The organism is uncultured Aquimarina sp., from assembly GCF_947492115.1.
In the GTDB taxonomy this organism is placed as follows: domain Bacteria; phylum Bacteroidota; class Bacteroidia; order Flavobacteriales; family Flavobacteriaceae; genus Aquimarina.
The window spans coordinates 68,926-81,610 of sequence record NZ_CANLMM010000004.1 but is presented as its reverse complement, the minus strand read 5'-3'; the positions used below and the strand labels follow the sequence as shown (position 1 = coordinate 81,610).

Sequence of the window (12,685 nt, the reverse complement as noted above, 5' to 3'; positions counted from 1 at the left end):
CATTACTACTATTATGAATTGCAAAATAGTATGTGATTTTAACAAAACCTATCCCTTTATTATAGGTTTAACAAAGTAGTTAAAACCTTCTTATTTCTATGAAAAACTTGGTATTTATAAAATTTTTGAAGCTCTTAGCATTTCTCTTTTACCTGGAGGACCTGGAAGTCGTTCTACAGTAAAACCAACTTCTTGCATTGCTCTTCTTACACTTCCTTTTGCAGCATAAGTCACTAGTATTCCATTAGGCAATAAGGCTTTATACATTTTCTTGAAAATGGTTACATCCCACAAATCAGGCTGTACTCTTGCCCCAAATGCATCAAAATAAATCAAGTCAAAAGCATCTTTATCTTCAATATCTTCGAATAGCTGTTGACGTTTTATTAGAAAAAAAGAATCAGAAATTGAGTTCATCTTTTCCCAAGATGATTGATGCAAACTATCAAAAATAGCCTGGTAATCTTCAGCGTTAAGTTCATTCACATAATTAAGGAGTTGTATTTCTTCTTCCAATACTGGATACGCCTCCACTCCTGTATACTGAATTTGTTGTCCTTTCTTTAATGCCTCTAAATATGTAATAAACGCATTAAGTCCAGTTCCAAAACCTATTTCCAGAATTTTCAATTCAGAAAACTGCCTAGAAGCCAGAAGATGATCAAATCCACTCTTTATAAACACATGTTTTGCTTCACTAATAGCACCATGTTTAGAATGATAGTGTTCATCCAATTCTGGAAAGTGGATGGTCGTTGAGCCATCTGAAGTTTTAATAATCTCTCTCTTGAGTTTTTTCTCCATTATTGTTTTACCAAAACGCCATCTGCCATAAAAGAATAGGTCTTTTTAGGACTAGTTATTGCAGCAATTTCGGCTTCGGATTTTCCGGCATCGGATGCTAAATGTTTTAATTCTTCTACCGAAGTTTCCGAAACATATGCTCTTCCTTGTACAATGATGGTATCATTTTCTATATCTTTCGGTACAAAAAAACCATAGTCTTTAAACTTCACCATAGTTTCCTGATCATTGGTTAAGGCTACTTTCATCCAGCATCCTTTTGCTTTACACACATCATTTACGGTACTCGAAAAAGCAATATCAATAGTATCACCTTCTTTAAGGTTCTCATATTTTTTGGTTATTGCGTTTTTATATAAAACAGTATTAGAAGAAACTTCTCCTCCAAAAGTATTGTACTCGCTTATTTTTATATCCTGCATTGCAAAAGATTCTTTTTCGTTTTGAACCGAATTACAAGCTACTAAACATGATAATCCTGCAAAAAATAGTGCGATTTTTTTCATAATGTGTTATTATTAATAATGTTTAGCAAAATTAAACATTTTTAAAATTCTTAATTTATAAGAAAAGGGTATTTTTGTTTAAAATTTGAACTACTGTAAGAATCATCATAAGTTTCGGACTTATCATAATGTATACTAATAGTAGTTTTTTATCAAACTTTCACAACCTTATAAATAATTATCGGATGAGAAATGCAGTTCCGCAGGAGATTGAAATCACCAAAGTACAAGAATCAAAAATTGGACAAGTAGATTTTAAAAACTTAGCTTTTGGTAAAGTTTTTACAGATCACATGTTTATTTGCGATTATGTCAACGGCGAGTGGCAAACACCAAAAATAGTCCCATACGGACCCCTAACACTAGATCCTTCTGCGCGTGTATTTCATTACGGACAAGCTGTTTTCGAAGGAATGAAAGCTTATAAGGACGATAATGGAGATACTTTTTTGTTTAGACCAGATGAAAATTTTAAAAGAATTAACAAGTCTGCAGAACGATTAGCAATGCCAGAATTTCCTGAGGAATACTTTTTTGATGGATTACATACTTTATTACGTTTAGATAACGAGTGGATACAACCAGGTTTTGGGAACTCGTTATATATTCGCCCGTTTGTGATTGCTACACAACCTAGTGTTTCTGCTTCGGAAGCTGATGAATATCGATTTATGATCATTTGTTCTCCAGCTCAATCTTATTACAGTGGAGATGTAAGTGTTTTAGTAGCTGAGAAATTTAGCCGTTCTGCAAATGGAGGATTCGGATATGCCAAAGCAGCTGGAAATTATGCTGGACAGTTCTACCCAACTAAATTAGCTAAAGAACAAGGATATCAGCAAATTATCTGGACAGATTCTAATACACATGAATATGTAGAAGAAGCAGGTACTATGAATGTATTCTTTAGAATAAACGACACCTTATTAACAGCTCCAACGAGTGATAGAATTCTTGATGGGATTACTCGTAAAAGTTTGATTGCATTAGCAGAAAAACAAGGATATAATGTAGATGTAAGACCTATAAAAGTTAGTGAAATCGTAGAAGCTTTTAAAAATGGAAGCTTAAAAGAAATATTTGGTGCTGGTACTGCTGCTGTTGTAAGCCCCGTAAAAGCTTTTGGTTATAAAGGAGAACATTACGAACTAGAAAAACAAGAAAACTCATATGCTTCTTATTTCAAGAAAGCATTAATGGATATTCAGTATAACCAAGCTGAAGATCCATTTGGATGGAGAGCAAAGGTGTAATCAGTAAATTACAATTAAAGAATTACGAATTTAGATATTAAGAAAATGCCTTAGATGAATTTCTAAGGCATTTTTTGATTTAGTTTTTATCTATCTAAAATCTCTTTAATATTTGGTTTAAAATAATTAGGCCCTTTGAGTACTTTACCATCTTCTCGATAGATAGGTTTCCCATCTTCTCCTAATTTACTCATGTTACTACGTTGAATCTCCTCAAAGACCTCTTCTATTTTGTGCTGCATACCGTGTTCTATAATCGTACCACATAAAATATACAACATATCGCCCAACGCATCTGCCACTTCTACCAAATCGTTATTTTGAGCCGCCTCAAAATATTCTTCATTCTCTTCCTTCATTAAATTAAAACGAAGCGTATTTTTCGCTTCTCCTAAATCTGCAATAGGTTCGTTTTTATATCCAATTTCAAATGCTGTATGAAATTCTTGTACAGCGGCAATTTTATCTTTCATGTATTTATACTGTTGTTTTAGAAGTTATTTAGAACCTACCATTAATCATCTGCTTTGTGTCAAAATTTTGTTAGGGTGTATTTCAAATGATTCTTCTATAAGTTATCTTTGCGGTAAAAATAACAATTTATGTTTAGTACTGGTCAGTTGATTTTTGCAGGATGTTTTGTAGTTGCTTTTATTGTTTTGATGATTATTAGCTATCGAAAAGACTTACAACTACATCGCAAATATTACAAAGGCAGTATTTTTATTCTCATCGGTTTTATTATCTTTATTTTGCTGCTTTTTGCGTTAAAAACGTATTTAAGACCAGAATAACAAACTATACCCCTAGTTTTCAATTAAATAGTAATTTTTATCATCTAGGATCATTTGATCACTAGTAAATCCTTTTTGGTATTTTTCTAAAAAATTTTAGAAAAATACCGGGTATTGGGTATGGGAATAACTGTGGGGTTTAAAGAGATTTGGAATGACTAAATAACTAAAAATGAGACAAGCATATTGTAATCTACTATTCTTACTCTTCATTATTCATAGTAGTTTTAGCATAGAGTTATCTAAATGGACAGTATTGATATACTTAAATCCAGATTATAGTGATTTAGCTTCATATGCACTTGATGATTTCGAAGAAATGGCTAAAATAGGAAGTAATAGCAATCTCAATATCATTATGCAAATGGGGAGGAGTGATTATTATGATGACAATTATTATGAACATCCAAACGACACAAGATATGATGCTTTGAGGTTTAAGATTGAAAAGAACATGAAACCTTTCCCTGAAAATGCAGTAGAAAAGTTAACGGAGTCAAGTATGGCATCAAAAACAGCATTTTACGAATTTATTAAATGGGGTAAAGAAAAATATCCGGCAGAAAAGTATTTTTTAATTTTTTGGGATCATGGTAATGTATGGAAACTTCCTTTAAAAAAATCGTTAAAGGATAGCATCTTATTGAATAAATTTTACAATCAATATGAACATCAATTAACAAAGAAAAATCTTAAAGTTGAAGAACTTTATAATTCAAAAATTGAGTCGACAATAAAAAAAAGAAAATATTATTCAAAATTATTAAAAAGGCAATTAAAGAGAATAGGTAAAAAATCTCGAAGCCTTAACACTAAACTTCCCAAGAACCTTCAAATTGACAATCCTTTTTTAATCGAAATTGACAAGTATTATGACGAGTACTCAAAACACTTTGGATTTAATAATAACATTTCATCTACATCCCGCGAAATAAGACACTTTCGAAAAATTTTAAAAAAAACAACTATTAGTCTTGACTCACTTAATCTACAAAAGAGAAAGCTTACATTAATAGACTCTTTACTAGAAACAAACAAGACTAGAATAAAAAAATTTTCTGAATTTAGTAAAGATATTATTCGAACTAATATTTTGAACCCAATAATACTGGATAAAAAAACTGAAAGTGTTTTATCTTTAGAAGACTTAAAAGATCTACAAAATCACAAAATTGATATTATCGGTTTTGATGCTTGTGCTTTAGGCAGTTTGGAAGTAGCTTTTTCCGTAAAGACATTATCAAAATATATGATTGCCAGTCAAGAAACCATTGATGGAAGTGGATGGAATTATCATAAAATATTTAAAAATTTTATTAATAATCCGGACATTGATCCTGAAATACTTTCTGTTAAGCTGATTAAAAACTTTGAATCAACTGAAAACAAAACAATATCCTCTTTAGATCTTGGAAAAACCGATAAATTAATTGCTTCTTTAAATGAAATCTCTAATTTATTAATTCAAGAGATCAAAAAAGATAATGAGCCTCTTAGTCTAATAATAAAAAAGGTTAGGACAAAATGTAAAGCATACAGTCCTGGAGAATGTGAAGGCTTTATTGATATATTTACATTTCTTGATTATCTCGCAAAAGACACCTATTTAATAAACAATTATCCCATTTTGATCGAAAAAATTCATGAAACTAAAAAGGTCATTCAAGATGAACTAGTTCTAGAAACATATAGCCTTGATGAATATTCTAATTCTAATATTCCTACATATGGATCTAATGGAATTTCATTTTATTTCCCAAGAAAAAAAGTAATTAACAAAAGGTATATCGTTAATAATCAAAGACATTTATCAATTGTAAAGCAAAGTAAATGGGATGATTTTCTATTATTATACAAAAGTAAAAATCATATCCCTGCTAGCTGTGAATTAGATTAAACTTAATAATAAAACAAGACAAGAACATGAAACACCTATCTCAAACAACATTTTTACTCCTAATAATAATAAGCTGTTTCTCCTGCAAAAAAATGACTAAATTACCTACTTCTAAAGTAATACAATATGAGAGTCTAGAAAATGACACTATCCAACCTCATCAAGCTTTAACATTTAGCTCTTCATTTATTATTAATGAAGTGGATGATAGGTGGCAATCGATTGCTTCCAGTCAAAATTACGGAACCAATTATGGAATTTTTGCAAAAATCAACGCACAGCAATCCGACCTCGGAGAAAAATATTTTAGCATTAAAAACATTGAATTTAAAACTATAAATTACAAACCCACCATATCTGTTGGAATTGATACCGTTGTAGTAAAAAAAAGAGGATCAAAAACCTTAAAAATCCAAGTCTATATGAAAGGATTAGTTAACCCTAAAAAAACTTTTGATTGGATCTCAACTGACTCTACAAAAATAGATTTACCAAAGGAAAACTCTATAATAAGAGGTGAAAGAATTCTTCAACCCTTATTTATTGTGAATAAAACAGATGTTGACATCACAAAGAAGAACAAACAATATTTTAAAAGAGTTCTTAATAAAAGAACCGAAGATACTTTATACAGCGAATCAAGCAATAAAGATGGGACAATTTTTGACTCAGAATTTTTCTACAAAGATGGCCATCATCTAGTAGCTAAATACGATTATGATATGGATTCAGATAGAAGAGGAGTTATTATAAAAGACCCAGGACCAAGATGTAGAGAATATAATCATAAAATCATATTTTCTGAGTAATGAAAAATATTAACTATTTAATTTTTATTTTTTGCTTAATCCCAAATTTTTATGCTTATTCAAATAAAAAATTAGATAGCTTTTTTGAGCAATTAAAAAATCATAATTACAATGTAGCAAGAAACATAGCTCAAGAGTTAAGTGATGAGCCGTACGGCCCATCGCTTAATTTACTTTTATCTACTATATCTAAAAAAGAAATTCATAAAAAGAATGTGATCATAACCAAAAATGAAGCTTTAGAAACAAGATTTATTAAACATTTATTGATTGGTTATAACAACACTCTTCAAGAAAAACAATCCAGTTTAAAAGCCTATATAAATTTCTCTAAAGCCCTAAAGATCAGTAAGGCTTTTAATAGCACAGAACTAAAGAAAGTAGCATTGATAGCCATTTTAGAGTTGTTTAAGAGAGAAATCTTTATAGGTGGAAAGCAATATCTTCCGTATTTAGAAGAGTTTATTGAGCTTAAAACCGATTTAACTGATGAAGTATTAATTATTCTATACAGACTTACTTTTTTTTCAAAGGGTGATGCCAAATTATCGATTCATGACTTATATAACCAATCGTTTTACCAATTAGACTCTATATTCAAAGTCTTACCTAAAAATCATAACTTCCGACCTATTTATTATTTTGAAAAGGGAATATTTAATAAAATTAATAAGGATTATTCAAAATCAATTTATTTTTTTAATAAGACGATAAGCTTATCAAAACAAAAAGATTTTTTAAAAAACTTAGAATGTTCAGCAAATTGGCAAATAGCAGACGTCAATATGAAAATGAATAAAATTGATACGGCGAAAGAAATCATTAGAAACCCTAATGGTTGTAGACAAAGGTTAAAGGATTCCTTTTATGATTATCGATTATTCTCTAGAATATTAGCGAAAGAAAAAAAGTTTGATTCGGCATACCAATTCTTAAATGAATCTCTAAAGATTGAATATGAATTAGGTTATAAAAATAATACTCTTGAATCTTCAATTCTAACCGTTCAAAATCAAACCGATAAATTAAAAATTGATAAGATTGAATTAAATAATAAGAGACAAAACAACCAGAACATAGCAATTGGATTAGGCGGTTCTCTTTTTTTGGGAAGTATTATTGCAATTCTTGTATATCGTAACACCAAACGCAAACAACGAATCGCTGAACAACAGCGAGAAATCGAAATTCAAAAAACCGAAAAACTACTTAAAGAACAAGAACTAACGACTATCGATGCCATGATTTCTGGACAAGAAAAAGAACGGCAGCGCTTAGCGAATGATTTACACGATAATTTAGGAAGTACACTTGCCACAGTAAAACTTCATTTCGATCATTTAAAAAACAATAGAAACAATCCTAATATAGAAAATGTAGAAGAACTTTACAGTAAAACCAATAATTTGCTAGACGAAGCATATCAAAAAGTACGAACTATTGCTCATGAAAAAAATAGTGGAGTTATGGCAAATCAGGGATTGCTTCCGGCAATTAAAAAGTTAGCCGCAAAAGCTTCCAATGGAGATCAGCTGCAAATAGAAGTACAAGATTATGGATTAGAGGAACGCTTAGATAATGCCTTGGAAATTTCAATTTTTAGAATGATTCAGGAATTGATTACCAATACCATTAAGCATGCCAATGCCACAGAAATTAATATTTCTCTTACCAACCATGATTCTTTATTAAATATTATCGTGGAGGATAACGGAAAAGGATTCAATGCCAAAGTGTTACCAGAAAAAGATGGAATGGGATTAAAAAGTATCGAGAAACGTATTGAACATCTGGAAGGAACTTTCGAAATTGACTCCACTATAGGAAAAGGAACAAACATCATCATAAACATACCCATATGATCACAGTAGCTATTGCAGAAGATCACCAATCATTAATAGATGGTATTGATTTATTATTAAAATATGAAGAAGGAATCAGTATTGTTGGTATGGCTAATGATGGCGAAGAATTATTATCCATTGTAAGAAGAAAACAACCTAAAGTCGTACTAATGGATATTCGGATGCCGAAAGTGGATGGTATTGCCGCAACTAAAATCATCAAAAAAGAATTACCGCACACCAAAATTATAGCCTTCTCCATGTTTGATCAAGAAGATGCCGTAAGACAAATGGTAACAGCAGGCGCTTCTGGATATTTATTAAAAAATTCCCCTTTAGAAGAAGTACTTACTGCCATATATGAAGTGACTAAAGGAAACACCTATTATGATGCATCTATAGACCCTTCTTTTTTCTCAGAAGACACTACTCAACAGGTAAAAAAACAAGTACTATCTAAAAGCGAACGAGAAATCCTTACACTAATCGGACAGGGAAAAACCTCATCCGAAATCGCTGCTATTCGTTTTAATTCTGTATCCACTGTAGAAACGCACCGAAAAAATATCATCCGTAAACTTGGACTCAAAGGAAAAGGAGAATTATTACGCTATGCTATCGAGAAAAAATATGATTTCTAAGGTCTAAGACCTATTGAAAACTGAACAAAATACCCTTTTATGGGTATTTTTTCCCGTGATATTTCGGAATAATTTTAGGAATCATTAACTCCTAATTATTTCAAATCATGAGAACAAAATACATTGTAACCATCGCAATATTATGCTATAATTTCATTACGATAGCACAGAGCGCCGAAGAAGAAATATCACAACTAGCAGATCAAAACAAAAGTTCATCTGAATTCATAGAACTATTAAAAAACAATTACAATATTGAGAAAAATGAGTACTTCGGAATTTTCAAATTAGTGGATACAACAGGAATCGAATTATATCAATCTGATGTCTCAGTAACATCTGAAATAAATTCAGAAACTATAGATATTAAAAAAGTCATTATCGAAATTAAAGATGGTGAAATGTTCAATATCAAAGTTTTCCCTACAAACGATCAAACTTTGTTTTTTTATAACAAATCCCCAACTAATATCTATAGCTTTAATTCTTATAAAAACAAAACTAAACTTTGGAGTAATAAAAAGGAAGGCGTATACATAAAACTCATAGACTTTATCACTTATGATTATCAAAACGGCAAACGATACATCATAGAAAATGAATTAATCAATCTTTCTTCTCACAAAGACTCCACACAACATAAAATTTTTATAAATAATAATTTAAAATCCATCATAGATTTTAGGGTTTATACAGATTTTTTAGGGTTAATAGATGAATCGTCTAATGGTATTGTAAGCTTCGAAGGCAATAGCACATTTTTTCTCAACCCATTTAATCTTGGACGCTTTCACTATTTATTTAAAAAATTTAAAGCAGGAGTTAGCTATTCTAGATTCGACAATGATGATAGAGAAGTTAATCTTCCTGTCATAAATTCCTTAGATCTTATACAAAAATCATTTTTAACTGCAGAAACTGAAATAGATATTTATGAGGTCCGGTTAGGTAAAAAATTTCCTTATAAAATTCTAGCGAAAGCGAAAGGAAGTCTTAGACTCACTGAAACTTCTGAAGAAAACTCAGAAGACTTAGAAAACACTACCACTTTAGGGTTGGGATACGGCACAGAATTGCAAGTTGAACGGTTTTCTAATTTTGGAATAAACGCTTCTATATATTTCAACAGATATCAGAATAACAATATAGTGGAAAACAATATTGTCAATTTCGATACTTTTAGTATTCATTCTGAAGTATACTTTTTTGTACCACAAAGTGATAACGCATTTTTTTTAAGAATGAAATATGAAGAAGGTCGAAGGGACCTGAATGCTAGTGCTAACTTTTTTAATATTCAGTTTGGTTATAAAGCCGAAATAAATTTCGCAAAGAATGATTAACGATAAAAAACGAAGTAGCGACAACATCAAAATACCCTATTACGGGTATTTTTTTGTGTTTGTTCGAAAGGTAGTTTTGGTATAAACAAAAAACACCTTTTCAAATGAAAAATTTTTATGCACTTACACTTATTGGAATACTATTTTGCTACAGCTGTAGCGAAGACAACGGAGATTCCGGAAATTCTGGTATTTCTGATCCTGCTCAAATTGCTAACCTAATGAATGACAATTTGATATTACCTGCCGGATCATTTACCGTTGATCCTAGCACTGTTGGAATTGATGAATCTATTACCATAGGAACTGGATCCTCTAGTATCGTTCCCATTGCTTCTGGGCAATCTATGACAAATGCAATTTCTTTTAACGCTCCCAATGGCAATGTCAATGCTGTAGGTATGCGTTTTGGAACCACGGGTCCTATTTATTTTGTTCCAATCAATACTAATGGAGCTACAGCAGGTACAGGAAACTTTGATTTTTTAATTAATCAAGGAATTTGTGCCGATCTTTCGCAAGTATGTCATGATATCAAATGTTATGAATTTGCCCAAACATCCGCCGGAAATATTTCTCGAGCAAATATTAGGGATGTAGCTATGCTCTGCGGAAATTGCGATGAACCATCTTGTCAAGGTTTGGTAGATGCATCGGATTGCGGCGGACTTGCTGGTCAGGATGGAAGTCCTAGATTTAATCTTACCTGGTCAGGGAGTTCCGATCTAGATCTTTATGTAAGAGACCCTAACGGCGAAACATTATCTTTTAACAATCCACAATCAAATTCGGGTGGAGCTTTAGATGTAGACTGCACCGGAAACTGTGCCGGTGGAAATTCAGAAAACATTACATGGGCTAATGGCGGTCCTTCTGGAACTTATCAGTTCTACGTAAATATTTTTAGCGGAAGTACTACTTCTTATACAATTACAGTTAGAGACAATGGTAGTACTGTAAATACATTTAATGGAACCATCAGCAGTGGAAACTCCAATACGCTAAGCTATACTAAAAACTGATTTGTTGGGGTATTTATAACCAACATCTCCAGAAAATACCTCTAACTGGGTATTTTTTGATGAGTTCTTGGTTTTTAATTTCAACCCAAACTTTAAAATATGTTATTATGACTAAATTGAAACTTTCTGATTTCGAAATCGAAAATGCTTCTAAAAGCTACAATTTTAGAAGGACATTTTACTCAGCTCTCGTAGTATCATCACTCGCCGTAGCAACATCTTGTACCTCGGACAGTGCTGTATGTACAGATAGTAATAGTGGTGATGCAGTTGCTGCAGGAGTTAATTGTGTTGATTCTGATTAATTTAATCATTCAACTCTTAGAGTTATGCCACTATAAAATACCCTTAATTGGGTATTTTTTCATTTCATATTCCAATGTAATTTTATCATAAGACTAAACACAATGTTATGATAAAATCTACAATCTCTAGAGTTATATTGATAAATAGAAAGCGTAGGAAATTGCTGATCAAAATAATTCAGATATTATTACTCATTTGTATGATTCCACTTCACTCCTGCTCTTTTCATTTTACAATGAATATTTAAACACTAGTTAATTACTTATCCATAAAAGCCAATACAATGAATTTACAAGAAATATTATATCCTATCACACCCGATGTTTTCTTTAAAGATTATTACGAAAAAAAACATCTAATTATTAAGAATAGAAGCAAACGCTTTTTTGATGATTTGTTATCAGTAAATGATCTTGACACTATATTATTTTCATTAACTAATCATCATCCTGATTTCCGATTAGCTGATCATTCTAAAACTGAAAAACCAGATCCTAAAGAATACACAATTAAGGGATCCGATATTATAGATCCCCTAAAATTTTCTAACGCTTTTGAAAATGGAAGTACCTTAGTAATGTCTGGATTACAAAATAAAATTTATAGTTTGCGAAAACTGACCAATGAGTTAGAAACTTTTTTTAAACATCGTATTCAAACCAATGTTTACCTAACACCAAAAAAGTCACAAGGTTTTTCTACTCATTATGATACGCATGATGTATTTATTTTTCAATTTGAAGGCTCTAAACATTGGCGTATTTATGATGAGCCAGTTCCGTTGGCAGATAAAACAACTCCTTTTGATAAGGAAACGTTTGTTCCTGGTAAAGTAATCGATGAATTTACTCTTGAAAAGGGTGATGTATTATACATCCCAAGAGGTATTGTTCACGATGCTTATTGTACCGATGAAAATTCTGGGCATATTACTACCGGAATTGATGGCAAAACATGGGCAGAACATCTGGCAGAGGTTCTTATAGAAAAATCTAAAAACAACCTACCGTTAAGAAAATTCACGAAATTTCATTTGACAGATGAGAAAGAAAAAAGTAAAGAGCTTGAAGAAATAAAACAGGTTGTTACAGCTCTAATAGAAAATCTACAACATGACGAAGAGATTTTAGATGATTTCTACAGTAGACAAAAAGCCATTGCGCAAGGACAATTGAATCAAATGATAAACATTGATCAGATTAATGAAAATTCAACCATTAAAATCCGTGAAAAAAATAAATTTAGAATAACATCTCTAGATACTAAAATTAATGTGAAATTCTATGATCTCAAATTATCCATGCCTATACAATGTGAACCATTTCTGGATAGATTGATTGCCGAAGATCATCCTTTACCTATTCATAAAATTGACTGTAACCTTGATAATGAAAGTAAAGTTTTAGTAACAAAACAATTATCTAAAATTGGAGTACTTGATATTGCTTCTTAAAATGTAGCATTAA

The 12,685-nt window shown here is 31.1% G+C and carries 12 protein-coding genes; 9 read left to right on the top strand and 3 right to left on the bottom strand.

Annotation, left to right across the window (positions count from 1 at the left end; all coding sequences use genetic code 11):
* Positions 1-114: 114 nt before the first annotated feature.
* Together mnmD and Q1A73_RS13600 are read right to left on the bottom strand one after the other, a co-directional pair.
* Entirely contained in the window at positions 115-804 is a 690-nt protein-coding gene (mnmD, locus tag Q1A73_RS13605; protein WP_299606578.1) for a tRNA (5-methylaminomethyl-2-thiouridine)(34)-methyltransferase MnmD, read from the bottom strand.
* Positions 804-1,310 carry a DUF4920 domain-containing protein gene (locus Q1A73_RS13600; protein ID WP_299606575.1) on the bottom strand — a complete coding sequence of 169 codons (507 nt, stop codon included), beginning with the start codon at positions 1,308-1,310 and terminating at the stop codon, positions 804-806. Before Q1A73_RS13600 ends, mnmD begins: the two co-directional genes overlap by 1 nt.
* A 185-nt stretch (positions 1,311-1,495) precedes the next feature.
* Here Q1A73_RS13600 and Q1A73_RS13595 point away from each other — a divergent pair, with 185 nt between their 5' ends.
* Positions 1,496-2,563, top strand: coding sequence for a branched-chain amino acid aminotransferase (locus Q1A73_RS13595; RefSeq protein ID WP_299606573.1), 1,068 nt, complete (start codon positions 1,496-1,498; stop codon positions 2,561-2,563).
* A gap of 86 nt (positions 2,564-2,649) precedes the next feature.
* Here the strand turns inward: Q1A73_RS13595 and Q1A73_RS13590 are convergent, their stop codons facing one another.
* Positions 2,650-3,036 carry a nucleoside triphosphate pyrophosphohydrolase family protein gene (locus Q1A73_RS13590; RefSeq protein WP_299606570.1) on the bottom strand — a complete coding sequence of 129 codons (387 nt, stop codon included), beginning with the start codon at positions 3,034-3,036 and terminating at the stop codon, positions 2,650-2,652.
* Positions 3,037-3,529: 493 nt separating this feature from the next.
* Here Q1A73_RS13590 and Q1A73_RS13580 point away from each other — a divergent pair, with 493 nt between their 5' ends.
* The 8 genes from Q1A73_RS13580 (at position 3,530) to Q1A73_RS13545 (ending at position 12,672) form a co-directional block, all read left to right on the top strand.
* Positions 3,530-5,254 (top strand): clostripain-related cysteine peptidase, encoded by a 1,725-nt coding sequence (locus Q1A73_RS13580; protein WP_299606564.1) that lies wholly within the window; start codon positions 3,530-3,532, stop codon positions 5,252-5,254.
* A gap of 92 nt (positions 5,255-5,346) precedes the next feature.
* Positions 5,347-6,063: a hypothetical protein gene (locus Q1A73_RS13575; RefSeq protein WP_299606561.1), complete on the top strand. Its 717-nt coding sequence runs from the start codon at positions 5,347-5,349 to the stop codon at positions 6,061-6,063.
* On the top strand, positions 6,063-7,925 hold the full coding sequence (locus Q1A73_RS13570) for a sensor histidine kinase (protein ID WP_299606558.1): 1,863 nt from the start codon (positions 6,063-6,065) through the stop codon (positions 7,923-7,925). Before Q1A73_RS13575 ends, Q1A73_RS13570 begins: the two co-directional genes overlap by 1 nt.
* The gene (locus tag Q1A73_RS13565) at positions 7,922-8,548 is read left to right on the top strand and encodes a response regulator transcription factor (RefSeq protein ID WP_299606555.1); all 627 of its coding nucleotides are present in this window, start codon (positions 7,922-7,924) and stop codon (positions 8,546-8,548) included. Before Q1A73_RS13570 ends, Q1A73_RS13565 begins: the two co-directional genes overlap by 4 nt.
* Positions 8,549-8,655: 107 nt before the next feature.
* Complete coding sequence (locus Q1A73_RS13560) at positions 8,656-9,891, top strand: hypothetical protein (protein ID WP_299606552.1); 1,236 nt, start codon at positions 8,656-8,658, stop codon at positions 9,889-9,891.
* A gap of 104 nt (positions 9,892-9,995) precedes the next feature.
* The gene (locus tag Q1A73_RS13555; protein WP_299606549.1) at positions 9,996-10,913 is read left to right on the top strand and encodes a hypothetical protein; all 918 of its coding nucleotides are present in this window, start codon (positions 9,996-9,998) and stop codon (positions 10,911-10,913) included.
* Positions 10,914-11,020: 107 nt separating this feature from the next.
* A complete protein-coding gene (locus Q1A73_RS13550; RefSeq protein WP_299606546.1) occupies positions 11,021-11,218 on the top strand; it encodes a hypothetical protein in 198 nt (65 codons plus the stop codon).
* Positions 11,219-11,502: 284 nt separating this feature from the next.
* Complete coding sequence (locus tag Q1A73_RS13545) at positions 11,503-12,672, top strand: cupin domain-containing protein (RefSeq protein WP_299606543.1); 1,170 nt, start codon at positions 11,503-11,505, stop codon at positions 12,670-12,672.
* Positions 12,673-12,685: the final 13 nt, after the last annotated feature.